Source organism: Paenibacillus sp. FSL R7-0297 (assembly GCF_038009025.1).
In the GTDB taxonomy this organism is placed as follows: domain Bacteria; phylum Bacillota; class Bacilli; order Paenibacillales; family Paenibacillaceae; genus Paenibacillus_AQ.
Window position 1 is genome coordinate 3,471,397 of the sequence record NZ_JBBPAQ010000001.1, and the last position, 16,761, is coordinate 3,488,157.

A 16,761-nucleotide genomic window follows, 5' to 3' on the forward strand; every position below is an offset into this window, starting at 1 on the left:
TTTTCTATAAAAAGATGGAGGGATAACACATGCGGGAGATTATCATGTATCAGTCTAACGGAGAAGACGAGCTGTTTGTGGAGCAGTCTGTTGCACAGCTGCCGCAGATTTCAGCGGATGCGGTTACCGCCACAGTTGAGATAGATGCCAGTCAAACCTACCAGGAGATGGATGGGTTCGGGGCCTCTTTCACGGATTCGGCCGCCTATCTGATTCATCAGGTGCTTGACGAGGAGCGAAGAACGGAAGTAATGAGCAAGCTGTTCCACCCGCAGGACGGGATAGGGTTGTCCTTCCTGCGGAATCCGATGGGGGCATCGGATTATGCCAGAACGGTCTACAGCTATAACGATCTGCCTGAGAACGAGACCGATCCCGAATTGTCCGGGTTCTCCATTGCCCATGATGAAGCGGATATTATCCCTTTATTGCAGCAGGCGCTGAAGCTGAATCCGGAAATCAAGCTGATGGCTTCGCCCTGGAGTGCGCCGGGCTGGATGAAGACCAGCGGGTCGATGATTGCCGGCCAATTGAAGCCGGAGCATTATCAGGTGTATGCGGATTATTTTGTCCGCTATATCCAGGCCTTCGCGGCTCACGGTCTGCCTACCTATGCCGTCACTGCGCAGAATGAGCCGCTCTATGAACCGCAGCACTATCCGAGTATGCTGATGCTTCCGGAGGAGCAGCTGGAGTTCATCCGCAGGTTTCTGAAGCCAAGCTTCCAGAAGCACGGACTGGGGACTAAAATCCTCTGCTATGACCACAACTGGGACCGGCCGGACTATGCGCTGTCTGTTCTAGCGGAGGCTGCAACTGAAGTGGATGGTGTAGCCTGGCACTGGTACGGCGGCGCACCGGCCGCACAGTCCGAGGTGTTAAAGGCTTATCCCGGCAAAGAGGTACATTTCACCGAAGGCTCGGGCGGGGAATGGATTCCGCCGTTTGAGCAGGCGTTCTCCAATGTAATGCGTACGGGAATTGAGATCCTGAGGAATCACAGCAAGTCGTTCGTGCTGTGGAATATGGCGCTGGATGAGCAGAATGGCCCCACCGTTCCCGGCTTCGGCAAGAGTACCTGCCGCGGAGTAGTGACGGTCAACCAGCAGACCGGGGAGCTTACGTATACCCTGGATTATTACGCGCTGGCACATTTCAGCAAAGTCATCCGGCCAAAGGCGCTGCGGCTTGCTTCTGCCGCGAGCAATGAGCAAGTACGCTCCGTTGCCTTCCGCAACAGTGACGGATCGGTTGCGGCGGTTTTGTTCAACAATGGGGATACGCAAGAGAAGGTAGCTGTGAAGCTGCAGGGGGGAGAGGTGCTGACCTTCTCCATGGCACCAAAAAGCGCTGTTTCATTGAAGGTGGACGGCAATAGGGAGTAGGCAGGCGTTAAGCTCCGGTCACATGCGTATATTGAATGCAGAGAAAGGACAGGGACACCTGTCCTTTTTCTAATGGCACAGCCTGCGTTAAGATATAAGCAACTAAGAAGCCTCATACGAAGAAGGAGCGATTCATCCAGTGAGTACGATCAAGCTTTGTTTCATCGGGGCAGGCTTCCATGCCGCCACGAATATATATCCTGCGGCAGTGGAAGCGAAGGCGGACATTCAGGCTATTGCGACCCGCAGCCTGGAGCGTTCGGCAGCTGCGCTTCAGCGTTTCGGGAGCAGCGGGACACCATACGGGGATTATAGAGCGATGCTCCAGAATGAAGCCTGCGACGGCGTGGTTGTGGTAGCCCAGCCCGGGGATCAGCCTTCACTTGTGCTGGACTGCATCCGGGCAGGCAAAAATGTCTATGTAGACAAACCGCTGGGCTGGAATGCAACGGAGGCGCTTGTGATGGCAGAGGCTGCGGAGAAAGCAGGGGTTGTTCTGATGGTCGGCTTTATGAAGCGGTATGCTCCTGTGTATCAGAAACTTAAAGCACTTATTGAGGATGGAAGTCTGGGTGCCGCCAGATCTTTTCAGGTGAAGTTTGCCGTGGACAGTACCCCCTTCTGTAAGGATGAGGAACAGTTCATTAAGCTGGCGGCCATTCATATGGTCGATCTGACCCGATATTTGTTCGGAAAGGCCGCTCAGGTGTCAGGCATGTCGGGCAGCAGCGGGGAGTGTATCTCGCAGAGTCTCTCCATAAAGTTTGCCAGCGGTGTAGTGGGCAGCCTGTCTTTCTCCGGCATGAGCGCATGGTCCAGGGAGAGCGAGAGTGTGCTGGTTACTTTCGACCAGGGGTTTGCCCTTGCCGATGAGCTCAACACGCTTAAGATCCACAGATCGTATTCCGGCAGCAGGCTGCCGTGGCAATCGCTGGAGGAGCAGGATACCGTCCTGACACCTTCGGCTTCGGCGATGTCCGGCGGTCTTAGAGATCTGTATCTCCGGGGTTTTGTCGGGGAAATGGAGCATTTCATGGACTGCTGCCGGAAGGGTCAGGCTCCGCTGTCCAGCGGAAGGGATAATGTACAGACGATGGAATTATGCGATCTGATCTTATCGGCACTGGCTTAAACTGGCGAAGAACCAGCAAGCTGATGAAGCTGAACCGGTTAGATGAATGAGCAAAGGGATGTCCCGGCCGTTAGTTGGCGGAGGACATCCCTTTCTTGATAGGCTGCATCTGGATGAAAAGTTGTGTTATTTGGTCCCCGGACTACTAAAGATACTGGTGATCTCATCCAGCAGCCTGTCCAGCGTAATCGGGTCGTCGAAGTTGTACTTGCTGTCGAAGGTGTAGACGCGGCCTTCTTTGACGGCAGGAATAGCTTTCCATAAGCCGCTATCTGTAAGTGCCGTCTGTCTCGCTACGGTTTCGCTGCTGTTGTCGGTCAGAATGAACATGTGTGTGCCGATATACTGCGTCAGCACCTCGTCGGAGATGTTCGCGAACCGTTCGTCGGCATCAATCAGCTTCTGGACACCTTCTGTCGGTTTGAATCCGAGCTGTCCGTACAGCGTTTCGTTCAGGCCTTTGTTGCCCATGATATACAGATCAGAGCCCAGGACAAGCAGGGACGTAGCGGTTTCGCCTTCTGTTAAGTTCAGCTGCTCCTTCACGGAGGAAACCTTTGCTTTATAAGCGTTGAACCAGGTATCCGCCTGTTCCGTGCGGCCGAACAATTCAGCAATCTGCCGTACACGCTCTTCCGTCGGGAAGGTGCCGTCAAGGCCGACTACTACGGTCGGTGCAATTTGGCTTAACGCCTCAATCCCGGTCTCATCCCAGTCGTCAAAAATAATCAGGTCCGGTGATAGGGCCAGGATCTTCTCAGGAGAGAAAGGGTATCCGATATCTTCAATGCCTTCGAGCAGATCGGGGTAGGCAACCTGCGTCCCGATGACGCTAAGCGAAGCCCCTATAGGCTTTATTCCAAGCGCCAGAAGGTCACCAGGATTGCTGCCGACATATACAATATGCTGCGGATCGGTCGGGATTTCTACCTCTCTCTTTTTATAATCCGTGTACAGCCGTGTTGCAGCCGTAGCGGGCTCAGTTGCCTCCGGAGTGGCAGCAGGTGCTTCAGTAGCAGCCGCCGTTGCAGCCGCAGAAGCTGGAGCTGCGTTGTTACTGTTGTTCGATTGTCCGCAGGAGGCCAGGATTAACATTAGTAGAAGGAAGGTTAATGGAAGAAATATCTTTTTTGTGCTTAGCATGGGTGACGCTCCTTTATGATGGTTTGTTTTGGACTTGCGGGAGAGGGGTTCCGGCCTGTAACGGACTGAGCAGATCTTATTTCTTGCAACAACCTTGTTTGTTGCTAACTGGCCGTTTGGCAAAAAAAGTAGAAGCTCTCGCAGCGGTTTTGCTCCGTGTACTTGTAGTGAACTTAAAGGGGTATATCCCACTAACTACCACATCCCGCTATTTACAACGGATTTGAATGGTTCGCAGAGGCTGGAGGCGGTGGGAAAGGTTGGAGGTAAGCGCAGCCGGTCCTCAACTGTGAAAATGCCCTTGCACCTAAATGAAGATGATAATCATTATCACTAGATTATAATTTATTATAATAGAGAGGAACAAGAGAGTTGTCAATCCTCAACAGGTACTCTCTAAAGCTACTCATTAAGTTACTTATCCAAGCTACTCCCCAAAGGTACTCATTAAGTCACTCCTCGATACCCGCACTCTATCAGCAACAGCACAAAGATGCCGCTGCACCATCCAAGTGGTGCAGCGGCATCTTTGTGCTAGAGTTGGAAATGTAGGGGCTACAGCACCGATTGAGAATGCTGATCCTTCTTATATTCATTCGGCGGCAGGCCGACCTCCTGCTTGAACAGCTTGGAGAAATAAGAGTAGTTAGAGTAGCCTACCTTGTTCGCAATGGTATAGACGGAATGGTGGGTCGTTTCGAGCAGGTGCTTGGCAGCGGCGATTCGGACCTGAATGACATAGCTGCCTAAGGAAATGCCGGTCTCCTTCTTGAACAGCCGGGCCAGATAATCCGGATTCAGGTAGACAATCTCTGCCAGATCGCCCCGGGTCAGATCATCGCCGTAATGGGTATGGATGTATTGCTTGATCTCTTCGGCTACCGACTGGGGCTGCGAGGTGAAGTCCCGGTATTTCATCGCCGTGCTGACCAGATAGTTCAGGTATTCCTCCATATCTTCAATGGAAGCCAGCGAGTGCAGCAGCAGCTGGTCATGGGTTTTGCCAGTATATAATTTGTGAACCTGAATGCCCTTCATTTTGAGGAAGGAGTAGACGAGCTGCACGATATCAAGCCGGAACAGGCTGAGGACAGAGGTATCCAGCGCCCGGCCCCGGAGCATCCCCCGCAGGTATCCAGTCACCTCGGCCAGAAAGGCGGAAAGGTTGTTCTGGCTGAGTAGCTCCTCCAGCTGCGTCAGATCCGGCGGAAGATAGGCGGCTTTGCTATGCTGCAGATAGGTCTCCACCAGGAAGGTATGGTTGCGGCTGCGGGTAATCTCCTCATCCATCGTGAGGGTGGATTTGAAGATACTGCCGACCTCGCCAAGTTCACCAGATAAGCCGATCGTACAGCAGGCATCGCATTTTAAATACGGATTGGCTTTTTGAATAAAAGAACTACACAGCCCTTCCAGTAGGTGAAGCTCAGGTGCGCTGTTCCATTTCAGAATGGCGATCCAGTTCGATTCCTTATATTCAAGGATGCTCTCGATCGAGAAAAGCGGGCTCATGAACAGCTCATACAGCACATTCAGCAGTGCGAAATCAAACAGGTACTTCTCTTCCTTGCCCATGCTGCCGTTATGGGGGAAGAGATTGAAGAGCACAGGCTGGATGATCTCATTCATCTGATAGCTCAGGTTCTGCTCCTCCATGGCCTGGAAGATGGCAGAGGTCCGGATAGGGAAGGCCGTGCTGTCATTGACCAGCTTGCGCCAGAAGTGCTCGAGAATTTTCGCCTGATTCTTTTGCCAGTATTGCCCTTCCTGAATGGCCTTCTCGTTATGCTGCTGCTCCCGGGCACGTAATATCGCTTTCTGGATAATCAGCATCAGCTTGTCGAATTCGATCGGCTTCAGGAAGTACTCGAAGCTCTGCAGCTCAATCGCCTTCTGGGCATAGTTGAAATCGGCATAGTTAGTCAGCAGGATCGTCTGGATCCTGTATTGCCGCTCTCTGATCCAGGCCAGCAGCTCCAGCCCGCTCCCCTGCGGCATCTCGATATCGGAGATGAGAATCTGCACAGAATGGTTCTCCAGGATGTCCTGGGCCTGTGACACATTGCTCGCAGTGAACACGGTTTCGATCTGAAGCAGCGCCCAGTCCATTCTCTTTTGCAGCGCGGCAATTACATAGTAGTCATCATCAACCAGCAAAATATTCATAAGAGTTGCTCCGTTCCTGTTGAGAGTTCCGGCAGATCCGGTAGGCAAAGGGTGATGCATGCGCCGCCTTCTGCGGGATTGGAAAAGCTGACGGCTGCTTTGCTCAAATAGAGGTATTCCAGCCGTTTAAGCGTATTCATAATGCCAATCTGGTTGCCTTTGGACTGGTCCAGCGGCTTACCCTGCACAAGCTTATCCAGCACCTCTGCGGGGAATCCGGGACCGGTGTCGGAAATCTGGATCATGGTCATCTCTTCATTATCCATTCTGCGGCGTTTCACAGTAAGCCTGATCTGCACCTCGTTAGCTCTGGAGATCGCGTATTTGATTGAATTCTCGATAAAGGTCTGCAGCACCAGCGGAGGGATCTTCATGTCTGTAGTCTGCGCTTCCTGTTCAATCTGATAGATGAAAGCGTCCCGGTACCTGCTTTTCTGAATATCGAGATAGATCCGCACATGCTCAATCTCATCCTTAAGCAGGACAAAGTCCTCGCTGCCTTGAAAAATATATCTGAAATATTTCGAGGTGGACATCGCCATCTGCTCAATCTCCTCGTACATTTGAATCTGCGCCATGCTGTAGATACTGGTCAGGCAATTCAGGAAGAAATGGGGCTTGATCTGCTGCTTCATGAAGTCCAGCTGGATACTCTGCTTCTCCAGTTCCTGCTCGTACATGGCGATTTTGTAATTGCGGATCTGCAGGGCCAAATCCTTGAACTGCGCGCTGGCCTCTTCCAGCTCGATGATTGTGCTGCTCTTGAACCCGGCGGGCTGGCCGTCTTCATTCAGGTGCGTCAGACTCTCCGAGAAGCTCTGGATCGGTCCGAGCACCTTGCGGTTGAAGAACAGCATGACGGCGCAGAGCGTAGAGGTGACCATGAAGAAGAGCAGCATGATGAGCAGCTGGGCAATCATAATTTTCTCGAAAGCCCCGAATTTGATTACCATCTTGGCGCTGAAGGCTGTACCGGAGAACTCACTCTCAATGGTTGTGCGCGACTGGAACAGGTTCCGGATGCCCGCCTCTTCCTGCAGAGGCTTGCCGCTGTTCGAGACCAGAGTGGAGAGGTCTGTCCCGTTCTCATCAACAAGTGAAGCATAGCCGTTCGCACCCAAATTAATCTGGCGGAGCGGGGTAATGAGATTATCGGCCGAGATCATCCCGATGAAATAACGGTTGTGGTACGGAACAATGTTGATAATGTAATATTTACCGTTCACGAGTATAGGGGTCCAGCGGGAATAGAACTTCTCATACACCTCTTTATCATCAATAAAAGAAATAATCTGCTTCTTCAGCTCCCGGTAGACGGTATAATCGATGCTGATGGGGGCGCAATTCAGGAAGAAGGATTGGTTTTTTAAATAGTAGAAAAAGTTATATTCCTGCCCGTAATTCTTCTGGAGCTCTGTAAACCGTTTGTGCAAATCCTCGTTTGAATTAATAAACTCTTTGCTGGTCTTGTCGTGGGCATTCATCATATTCAGGCTCTCATCGTTCGCGAGCGTCCAGCCCATATAATGATTAATGTAGGCAAAATCATGATTAATCCGGTTGATATACAAATCGGCGGTATCCTGCAAATACCGGGTGGACTGCTGCTTGACGATGGAAATGGAAGCAACGCTGATGACAAGATCCAGAATAAGCACAATGAATGAGATCAGGATCGTGACTCTAACATAATGGCGTATCGGGTAGGGTTTGTTTCGTGCCGTTTTTTTGACCATAGTTGTCTGGTGAAGTCCTTTCCTGTATGTCCGTTTCCGGACGTACTACTTGCGAGTAGGTAACACAGTCATTATAAAACCCCGGGATCAAAAAAACATGGGGAAATCCCGGCTTTTCACCCCAAAGTCCGGATACCGCAAGTAAAAGTCTGAATAGCGTCATGAAAACTGCCTAAAACCGGGGGCTGGCTTCCCTAAATAATGTAAGCGGATGCATAGGTCCGAATAACAGGGCGTTATTGTCCGGAATGCGGAGAAGCAAGAAGGTATCATTAGGGATGTCAAAAGGATCTAATACATCGAAACGGGGGATTATGAATGGTTAAACAGAACAGGAAACCGGTGGCCAAGACGTGGGCGATCTCACTAATGGCGGCAGCGATGCTTGTCGGACTGGCCGGATGCGGCAGCGGCAACAAAGAGAATAACACGGCGGCTGTAGACACGGACAGCTTCAATAAAGAAGGCCTGCCGATCGTCAAGGAGCCGGTAACGCTTAAGGTACTGACGGTACGCTGGGGCAGCATGGGGGATACCTTCACCAAGAACCAGTGGCTGATCGATCTCGAGAAGAATACCAATGTCAAAATCGACTGGCAGGTCATGTCCTCCAATGACTGGGCCGAACAGAAATCCATTCTGCTGGCCAGCGGCACACTGCCGGATGTCGTGCTGGGCGATCAGACCTTCACCGACTCCGATATCGTGAACAATCTCAGCTATTTCCGTCCGCTGGACGATTATATTGATCAGTATATGCCTAATCTCAAGGCCGCGATGGAAGAAACACCAGATATGAAGAAGATCAGCACCTTCCCGGACGGTAAAATCTACTCCATGCCGACCCGGCTGCCTTCGCGTCCGAAGAGCTCACGCCAGCCGGTCATCAACAAAACCTGGCTCGACAAGCTGGGCCTGAAGGTTCCGGAAACGATTGACGAGCTCTACACTGTGCTCAAAGCCTTCAAGGAGCAGGACCCGAACGGAAACGGCAAAGCGGATGAAATTCCGTATATTGAAGTAAGCAATGATATGATCAGTCCGTTTGGAATTGCCGATCTGAATACCAACAACATGCTGGTTAAAGACGGCAAGGCTGTGTATTACCCGATAACGGAGGAGTACAAGGAAGGCATGAAATGGGAGAATAAGCTGTATTCCGAAGGTCTGCTCGACAAAGAGCTGTTCACCCAGGACGCTACGATGATCTCAGCCAAGTTCCAGAACCCGGATGCGCCGATCGTCGGCTTCACCTACCAGTGGACACCGGATGCCGTATTCGGCAAATGGAGTGACCAGTATGTAACGATTCCGCCGGTTGCCGGACCGGATGGTAACCGCTACACCATCGGCAATCCGATCGGGATGAGTCTGAACCGCAACGAGCTGCTGATCACTTCTTCCTGCAAAACACCGGAGATTGCCGCACGCTGGGCGGACCAGTTCTACACGAACGAAGCGAGCATTCAGAACTTCTGGGGAGCAATCGGAACGGTTATCCAGAAGAATGATAACGACACCTATACACTGATGGACCCTCCAAGCGGAACCAGCGCAGATGCCTGGTACTGGGATCAGTCCCTGCGGGACTTCGGACCGAAATATGTCAGCCCGTCCTTTGAACAGAAGATCGTACTTAACCCGGAAGCGGGCGACGGTCTTAAGCTGGAGCTCGACAAGCTGGGCAGTGAATATGTAACGACACCGTTCCCTAACGTAATGTACACTTCCGAGGAGTTCGAAGAGCTTCCGACGTTGACCACGGATATCGATACTTATGTGAACACCATGCGTGCACAGTTTATCAGCAAAGGGGATATCGACGGGAACTGGGATGCTTATGTGAAGAAGCTGAACGATATGGGTCTGGATAAGCTGGTGAAGATCCGCACGGATGCATACGGACGTTACAACAGCGTGAAATAAAGACCATAGCTCTAAAGATTCCACTGATCCGCGGAAGGAGGCTTCTATAATGACGGTTACGATGGCAAAAGTCGCCCGGAGAGCGGGAGTCTCCATCTCCACGGTCTCCCGGGTGCTGTCCGGTCGGCCGGTGGTCCGGGAGGAAGTCTCCCGCAAGGTGAAGCAGGTGATGGAGGAGCTGGGGTATACGCCGAATATCATCGCGAAGAGCCTGGTGTTGAAGTCAGCCCGTTGCTTCTGCATTCTGCTGCCGGGACCTTCAGAGCAGGCCATCTTAGGTCTGATGTTCATGGAGACCCTGCGCGGAATTATAGCGGAGGCGGGCCGCTTAGGATATGACACGATCATCTGTTCAGGTGCGGATGAGCAGGAGGAACTGAAGGCTGTCTCCGGTCTCTTGAAGGGGCACCGCGCAGACGGAGTCATTCTGCTGCCATCCAGCGGGGAAGAGGCTGTGATGGGGTATTTGCAGAGCAGCGGCTACCCTTTTGTCTTGGCAGGCCGCTGCGGCGGTGATGAAGGGATCATAAGTGCGGGTACGCAGCAGAATATGGCAGATTTTGAGGCTGCGCAGCATCTGGTCAGGGAGGGATATGAGCTGGGAACTCTTGCTGTCCGGGCATTAACCGGGAAGATCAGGCTTCCAGAGCATCTCAAGGCAAGCAGAATCGTGTAACCAATAGGAGTGTAAGTATGGCTAAATTAACGGAAGTAACCCTGCGGAACCAAGTGGTCTATTCCATCTATGTGCGCAATCACAGCGAAGAAGGAACCCTCAAGGCGGTAGAGAAGGATCTGGAGCGCATCAAGGAGCTTGGTGTGGATATTATCTGGCTGCTGCCGGTGCACCCGATTGGCCTTGCGGCCCGCAAGGGCGGGCTTGGCAGTCCTTATGCCAATCAGGATTACCGGGAGATGAATCCGGAGCTTGGCAGTCTGGCGGATTTCCGGAGTCTGACGGAGGCCATTCATAGGCTCGGGATGAAATGCATCATTGATGTGGTCTATAACCATACTTCGCCCGACTCCTGGCTGGTGGAACATCATCCTGAATTCTTCTACAGGACTCCGGAGGGCAAGCTTGGTAACCGTGTTGGCGACTGGGGCGACATTGTGGATCTGGACTATAACAATCAGGAGCTGTGGGATTATCAGATCGAATCGCTGAAAATGTGGGCCGGAATGGTAGACGGCTTCCGCTGTGACGTAGCCCCTCTGCTGCCGCTGGACTTCTGGCTGAACGCCAGGGAAGAGGTGGCTGCGGTTAACCCCGGCTGCCTATGGCTTGCCGAATCCATCGAACCGGACTTCACGATGCATCTGCGTTCCCGGGGCATGGCCAGTCTGTCCGACAGCGAGGTGCTCCAGGCGTTTGATGCCTGCTATGACTATGATGTGTACCCGTATTTCACGGGCTATCTGAACGGCAGCGTTACGCTGGGCAGCTATATAGAGAAGATCAATGCGCAGGAGTATATCTATCCGGGCAATTATGTGAAGCTGCGGTTTCTGGAGAACCATGACCGGCCGCGGGCCAAGGCACTGTTCCCGGAGGAGAATGAGCTGATCAACTGGACGGCATTCATGTATTTCCAGAAGGGCATGCCGCTGATCTACGGCGGGCAGGAGACGGAGAATGAGGTCTGTCCCGATCTGTTCGACAAGTGTACTGTCAGCTGGAATACGGGGAAGGACCTGTCCTGGCTGTTCAAAGCGCTGTACCCCATTAAGCACAAAGCAATTATGGCCCATGGTGTCTGTCAGTTTACGGCACATGAAGAAGACGGAATGGTCTGCGGCATGCATACCTGGGGTGAGCAGAAGCTGGCTGGTGTGTTCAGCCTGAGAGGCAGGCAGGGAGATGTGGAGCTGGAGCTTCCGGATGGAGCGTATGTCAATTTGATTGACGGCAGCGCGGTAAACGTGGCCGAGGGCAGATTGCACTGCAGCGGCCGGCCGGTGATCATCGAAGCATGAAATAAGCAGTGTGAGCAAGCTTCAGGCTGCCTTTTGATAAAATGCCGTCCCGCAACGATGTCTGCTGCAGGGCGGTATTTTTGTTGACGAAGGGAAAGTCCCTTTGCTCCCTCCGGAAGTGGGCGGAAAGAGGGAAATAAAGGGATAAACCCCTTTAATTCCGCCGTGAACGCTGGATGGGTTAAGCCTGATTCGCAGTATGCTGCAGGATTTGCCTTCCGGAAGCATCCGTTCCCTGCTCAGGTGTCCGACATATGGGTTTATGCCCCAAAAGTCCGGATAACGTTAGCGGAAGTCTGCATACCGTCTGGCTTAGTGTCTCCCGGGTAACGGGCCGCGCGAAGTTCTCTCCTGCGGACAACGAAAGTCCGGTTTACGCTGTGAGGAGGTCCGGCTGGCGCGGCGGGGGGCAGGTATACTGAATGAAAATATAGATAAGCGTAGGCTACCGGAGCGAGTTTTGCCGAAGTCGATCATGAAGCTTATGCTAACAAACTCAAACTTTTAGGAGGGGTCACAATGAAATCCGGTCAGTCCAGTCCGGCAGCAGCCATCGGACAGATCAAACGAAACTGGGGACTGTATCTATTGCTGCTTCCCGCAGTTGTGCTTACGTTATTGTTCGCATACAAACCGATGTACGGGGTGCTCATCGCCTTCAAGAATTACAGCCCGGCGCTGGGAATTGACGGCAGTCCGTGGGCGGGATTCAAGTATTTTGACAAGTTCTTCAATTCCTATCAATTCTCGAACACGATTAAGAATACGCTGATTATTAGCGTGTACAGCCTGATCACCTTCCCGATCCCGATTATCCTTGCGCTAATGGTCAATCAGATGCGGCCGAACCGGTTCAGACGTTTTTTCCAGACCGTGTCATATATGCCGCATTTCATCTCCACAGTCGTAATGGTAGGCCTGATGATGATTCTGCTCTCGCCAAGCACCGGGCTGGTCGGTAATCTGTACAGCCTGTTCGGCGGGGAGGCTCCTGATCTGATGGGCTCGACCTCGCTATTCAGCAGTGTGTATGTCTGGTCGGATGTGTGGCAGCATGTCGGCTGGGACAGCATTATTTTCATTGCCGCGCTCTCGTCGGTCGATCCGAGCCTGTACGAAGCTGCTACGGTGGATGGGGCCAGCCGCTGGAATAAAGTCCGTTATATCGATATCCCGATGCTGATGCCGACGGCGATCACGCTGCTGATTCTCCGGGTGGGCGGTCTGCTGGGCGTAGGATTTGAGAAGGTCTATCTGATGCAGAATGATCTGAATATCACCTCCAGTGAGATTCTGTCCACCTATGTTTACAAAATCGGCCTGCTCAGCAGCCAATACAGCTTCTCGTCAGCGATCAACCTGTTCAATACGGTCATCAACTTTATTCTGCTGATCATGGTGAACCAGCTTTCCAAAAAACTTAGTGAAAACAGCCTGTGGTAGAAAGGGGAGCAGCACAATGGGAGTACTAGAGCCTGCAGCCAGCAAGAGAACTGGCAAAATCAAAAATAACCGGTCCTCGGATTCGGTAATGGAAATTATTATGTATGTTATCGCTGTCCTGTTTCTGATCATCCTGATCTATCCGCTGTATTTCATCGTCATTGCTTCATTCAGTGATCCGTCTGCGGTGGCGGGCGGCAAGGTCTGGCTGTTCCCGAGGGGGTTCACGCTTGACGGTTACCAGGAGCTGCTGCGGCATAAAAACATCTGGATTGGCTACCGGAATACCATCCTCTATACGGTGGTGGGGACGGTCATTGGTCTGGTTGTGAATATATCGGCAGCCTACGCACTGTCCAGAAAAGACCTGGCGGGACGCAAAATCCTCTCGCTGTTCTTCATCTTCACCATGTTCTTCAACGGCGGGCTGATCCCGACCTTCCTGACGATCCGGGACTTCCACATGTATGATACCTTCCTGGTTATGGTGCTGCCGTTCTCGGTTGGCGTCTACAACATTATCGTAGCCCGGACCTTCTTCCAGACGAGCCTTCCCGGAGATCTGTGGGAAGCGGCGCAGATTGACGGCTGCGGGAATCTGCGTTATTTCCTGCAGGTGGTGCTGCCGCTGTCCAAAGCGATTATTGCCGTGCTCGGCCTATGGATTGCCGTCGGGTATTGGAACTCCTACTTCAACGCGCTAATCTATCTGAAGAATCCGAATATGTATCCGCTGCAGCTGATTCTCCGTAACATTCTGATCACGAATCAGATGCAGTCGGGCATCGGCAGCGGTGAAGCGGCACAGATTGCCCTGCGTCTGGCTAATATGATGCGCTATTCCGTTATTATCATTGCTACAGTTCCCATTATGTGTGTGTATCCGTTCGTCCAGAAGTATTTCAATCAAGGCGTCATGATTGGTGCCGTGAAGGAATAGACAGATTGCTTATCTACGCAGAAATGAGGTTTATCGATGAAAACAACAACTCAAGAGCTGCTGCCGCTGCCGGAGCACTTACGGTTCGCATCTGAACCGGCCGCAAGTGCTGGGGCAGTCATTCAAGGCGAATGCTACCGGTTCACAGTGCTTACTCCGGCGCTGATCCGGATGGAATACAGTCCTAAGGGAGGCTTCGAAGACCGGGCGACCCAGATGGTGATGAACCGTAAGTTCCCGGTTCCTGACTTCCGGGTGACCGATCTCGGGAACAGGCTTGAAATTATGACGGACCGCCTGCAGCTCACCTATGACAAAGCGCCCTTCTCCCGGCATGGGCTGAGTGTGAAGGTGAGGAATGAATCCGGACATTTGCTGAGCGTTTGGCACTATGGGGATGAGGAGCAGGATCTCGGCGGTACCGCGCGCACGCTGGATAATGCCGACGGTGTCATTCCGCTGGAGCCGGGGTTGCTGTCGCGTGGAGGCGTTACGGTGGTGGATGACAGCCGTTCTCTGCTCCTGGAAGCAGACGGGACGGTGCAGCAGCGGGAGCAGGAGGGAATCGATCTGTACCTGTTCGGCTATGGACATGAATACCTGAAGTGCCTGAAGGATTTCTACCGGCTGTGCGGCAGCACTCCGCTACTGCCGCGGTATGCGCTTGGCAACTGGTGGAGCCGGTATTACCGGTATTCCGAGGAAGAGTATATTACGCTGATTGAACGTTTTGAACAGGAGCAGCTTCCGTTCTCCGTAGCGGTGATGGATATGGACTGGCATCTGGTCGATATTGATCCGAAGTACGGCAGCGGCTGGACCGGCTACACCTGGAACCGGGAGCTGTTCCCGGACCCGCAGCGTTTCCTGGACTGGCTGCATGGCAGGGGCTTGCGCGTAACGCTAAATGTCCATCCCGCTGACGGGGTACGGGCCTTCGAGGAGCCGTATCTGGCAATTGCGGGGGAGTTGGGCATGGACCCGGAGCAAGGGGAGGCAGTGGAGTTTGATATTACCGATCCGCAGTTCCTGCAGGCCTACTTCAAGTTCCTGCATTATCCGCTGGAGGAAGAGGGCGTTGACTTCTGGTGGATCGACTGGCAGCAGGGCGGGATGACTAAGGTTCCGGGTCTTGATCCGCTCTGGATGCTGAATCACTATCATTACCTGGACAGCGGCCGGCGGGGGAAGCGGCGGCTTACCTTCTCGCGTTATGCAGGTCTTGGCAGCCACCGTTATCCGGTAGGGTTCTCCGGCGACACGATCATCACCTGGGAGTCGTTGGACTTCCAGCCGTATTTCACGGCAACGGCGTCCAATAGCGGGTATGGCTGGTGGAGTCATGATATCGGCGGCCATATGGGCGGGTATCTGGATGATGAGCTGGCATTGCGCTGGGTGCAGTTCGGCGTATTCTCCCCGCTGCTGCGGCTGCACAGCTCAGCCAGTCCGTTCAACAGCAAGGAGCCATGGCGGTTCAATCGAATTGCCGGGGAGGCTATGAAGGATTCCCTGCGTCTGCGGCACCGCCTGCTGCCCTATCTGTATACGATGAACCGTTATGCCAGCCGGGAAGGACTTCCGCTGGTGCAGCCGATGTATTACCATCACGCGGAGCAGCGGGAAGCTTACGGGGTGCCGAATCAGTATTATTTCGGCACCGAGCTGATCGCATGTCCGATTACCCGGCCTGTACATTCCAAGACAGGCGTGGCGGAGTTCAAGGCCTGGCTGCCGGAAGGGCTGTGGACCGACTTCTTCAGCGGAAGAGTCTATGACGGCGGCAGAAGGCTGTCCTTGTACCGCACGCTGGAGCATATTCCGGTGCTGGCGAAGGCGGGGGCCATCGTGCCGCTGGCCGATCTGACGGAGTATACGTCATCGGTGGCCAACCCGGAACGGCTGGAGGTACGGGTGTTTGCCGGAGCGGACGGCCAGTTCCAGCTCTGGGAGGACGCAGGTGACACTGCGGAAGACCTGGACGGGAACTGGTGTGTTACCGGGATGGCCCTGGCATGGGGACAAGCCGGACAGTCGGCGGTCTTCACCATTCAGCCTGCGCAGGGTAATACTGCGATGGTGCCGGAGCGGCGGAGCTGGAAGCTGCTCTTCATGGGCTGTGCAGAGACAGAGGTGACAGTCATGGCTGGAGGAGGAGCGGTTGCGGCCGAAACTAAGTATGATGAGGCTTCGCATACCCTGACCGTTACTGTGCCGGAGCTTGAGGTGACTGAGGAGCTGGCGGTAATGCTCACTACGGCGCGGGTTGCGGTGAACAGGGTGGAGGAGGAGGTATTTGCGCTGCTAAACCATGCGCAGATCCGGTTCGACCATAAGGAGCAAATCTACCGGCTGGTGAAGGAGAACGCGGGTCCTGCGGCGGCACTTGCCGCGCTATCCTCGCTGGAGCTGGAGCCTGCGCTGTATGGGGCGATATGTGAGATTGTGACGGCCCGGTTGTAAGCGGCCTGCGTCTCCGGATGTGAAGCAAGGAGTATAACGTGAAGCGCGAAATGTGAAGCATGGAGCATGAGGCATGAGTATTGAGCATAAGCATTCAGCATGAACATGAGTATGAGTATGAGTATGAGTATGAGTATGAGTATGAGACATAAGCATGAAGCATGGAGCGTTCAGTGTTGTCCCCCTGAGAATTACCCGTCTGCATAAACGGGGAATTCTCAGGGGGACTTTTTGAAGCCGAACAGGTGGAGCATTCAGGATGGAGAATTAGATTCTGATAGGTGGATACGGAAATTCTTACAGTTTCTAGCATATATTAGCGGCTTTATCGCATGGTACACCTGTTACGGACTGAGGAGACCTTATTTCCTCGAAAAGCACCTTTTTTCTGTGCTAACGGACTCAGATGCAGCTATTTGCCAGGATTCACCTGAAATCGGCTCCGTGGCG

11 protein-coding genes are annotated in these 16,761 nt (G+C 53.1%); 8 read left to right on the forward strand and 3 right to left on the reverse strand.

The genetic code is table 11. The features are described from left to right. Positions 1-29: 29 nt before the first annotated feature. Positions 30-1,385: a glycoside hydrolase family 30 protein gene (locus tag MKZ24_RS15100; RefSeq protein WP_042238074.1), complete on the forward strand. Its 1,356-nt coding sequence runs from the start codon at positions 30-32 to the stop codon at positions 1,383-1,385. Between the two features lie 139 nt (positions 1,386-1,524). Further along, positions 1,525-2,517, forward strand: coding sequence for a Gfo/Idh/MocA family protein (locus MKZ24_RS15105; protein ID WP_042238073.1), 993 nt, complete (start codon positions 1,525-1,527; stop codon positions 2,515-2,517). A 126-nt stretch (positions 2,518-2,643) separates the two neighbouring features. Here MKZ24_RS15105 and MKZ24_RS15110 read toward each other — a convergent pair whose 3' ends face one another. The 3 genes from MKZ24_RS15110 to MKZ24_RS15120 form a co-directional block, all read right to left on the reverse strand. Next, on the reverse strand, positions 2,644-3,660 hold the full coding sequence (locus tag MKZ24_RS15110; RefSeq protein WP_042238071.1) for an ABC transporter substrate-binding protein: 1,017 nt from the start codon (positions 3,658-3,660) through the stop codon (positions 2,644-2,646). A 555-nt stretch (positions 3,661-4,215) separates the two neighbouring features. Next, entirely contained in the window at positions 4,216-5,826 is a 1,611-nt protein-coding gene (locus tag MKZ24_RS15115) for a response regulator (protein WP_042238068.1), read from the reverse strand. Further along, a complete protein-coding gene (locus MKZ24_RS15120) occupies positions 5,823-7,562 on the reverse strand; it encodes a sensor histidine kinase (RefSeq protein WP_042238067.1) in 1,740 nt (579 codons plus the stop codon). The genes MKZ24_RS15115 and MKZ24_RS15120 overlap by 4 nt, the downstream gene beginning before the upstream one ends. 318 nt (positions 7,563-7,880) lie before the next feature. Between MKZ24_RS15120 and MKZ24_RS15125 the strand changes: the two genes are divergently transcribed. The 6 genes from MKZ24_RS15125 to MKZ24_RS15150 all read left to right on the forward strand — a co-directional run bounded on the left by MKZ24_RS15125 (position 7,881) and on the right by MKZ24_RS15150 (position 16,311). Then, positions 7,881-9,488, forward strand: a complete 1,608-nt coding sequence (locus MKZ24_RS15125; RefSeq protein WP_042238065.1) for an extracellular solute-binding protein — start codon at positions 7,881-7,883, stop codon at positions 9,486-9,488. Positions 9,489-9,537: 49 nt separating this feature from the next. Then, on the forward strand, positions 9,538-10,164 hold the full coding sequence (locus MKZ24_RS15130; RefSeq protein WP_052416623.1) for a LacI family DNA-binding transcriptional regulator: 627 nt from the start codon (positions 9,538-9,540) through the stop codon (positions 10,162-10,164). A gap of 17 nt (positions 10,165-10,181) precedes the next feature. Then, the gene (locus MKZ24_RS15135) at positions 10,182-11,465 is read left to right on the forward strand and encodes an alpha-amylase family glycosyl hydrolase (RefSeq protein ID WP_340784206.1); all 1,284 of its coding nucleotides are present in this window, start codon (positions 10,182-10,184) and stop codon (positions 11,463-11,465) included. Positions 11,466-11,984: 519 nt separating this feature from the next. Next, entirely contained in the window at positions 11,985-12,908 is a 924-nt protein-coding gene (locus MKZ24_RS15140) for an ABC transporter permease (protein WP_042238062.1), read from the forward strand. Positions 12,909-12,924: 16 nt separating this feature from the next. Beyond that, a complete protein-coding gene (locus MKZ24_RS15145) occupies positions 12,925-13,848 on the forward strand; it encodes a carbohydrate ABC transporter permease (protein ID WP_042238061.1) in 924 nt (307 codons plus the stop codon). A 36-nt stretch (positions 13,849-13,884) separates the two neighbouring features. Continuing rightward, complete coding sequence (locus tag MKZ24_RS15150; RefSeq protein ID WP_340784207.1) at positions 13,885-16,311, forward strand: glycoside hydrolase family 31 protein; 2,427 nt, start codon at positions 13,885-13,887, stop codon at positions 16,309-16,311. Positions 16,312-16,761 lie beyond the last annotated feature (450 nt).

Excerpts from the sequence above, each read along its gene's own strand:
- MKZ24_RS15100 (WP_042238074.1), top strand. The coding sequence starts at position 30 with ATGCGGGAGATTATCATGTATCAGTCTAACGGAGAAGACGAGCTGTTT.
- MKZ24_RS15110 (WP_042238071.1), bottom strand. The coding sequence starts at position 3,660 with ATGCTAAGCACAAAAAAGATATTTCTTCCATTAACCTTCCTTCTACTA.
- MKZ24_RS15115 (WP_042238068.1), bottom strand. The coding sequence starts at position 5,826 with ATGAATATTTTGCTGGTTGATGATGACTACTATGTAATTGCCGCGCTG.
- MKZ24_RS15120 (WP_042238067.1), bottom strand. The coding sequence starts at position 7,562 with ATGGTCAAAAAAACGGCACGAAACAAACCCTACCCGATACGCCATTAT.
- MKZ24_RS15125 (WP_042238065.1), top strand. The coding sequence starts at position 7,881 with ATGGTTAAACAGAACAGGAAACCGGTGGCCAAGACGTGGGCGATCTCA.
- MKZ24_RS15130 (WP_052416623.1), top strand. The coding sequence starts at position 9,538 with ATGACGGTTACGATGGCAAAAGTCGCCCGGAGAGCGGGAGTCTCCATC.
- MKZ24_RS15135 (WP_340784206.1), top strand. The coding sequence starts at position 10,182 with ATGGCTAAATTAACGGAAGTAACCCTGCGGAACCAAGTGGTCTATTCC.
- MKZ24_RS15140 (WP_042238062.1), top strand. The coding sequence starts at position 11,985 with ATGAAATCCGGTCAGTCCAGTCCGGCAGCAGCCATCGGACAGATCAAA.
- MKZ24_RS15145 (WP_042238061.1), top strand. The coding sequence starts at position 12,925 with ATGGGAGTACTAGAGCCTGCAGCCAGCAAGAGAACTGGCAAAATCAAA.
- MKZ24_RS15150 (WP_340784207.1), top strand. The coding sequence starts at position 13,885 with ATGAAAACAACAACTCAAGAGCTGCTGCCGCTGCCGGAGCACTTACGG.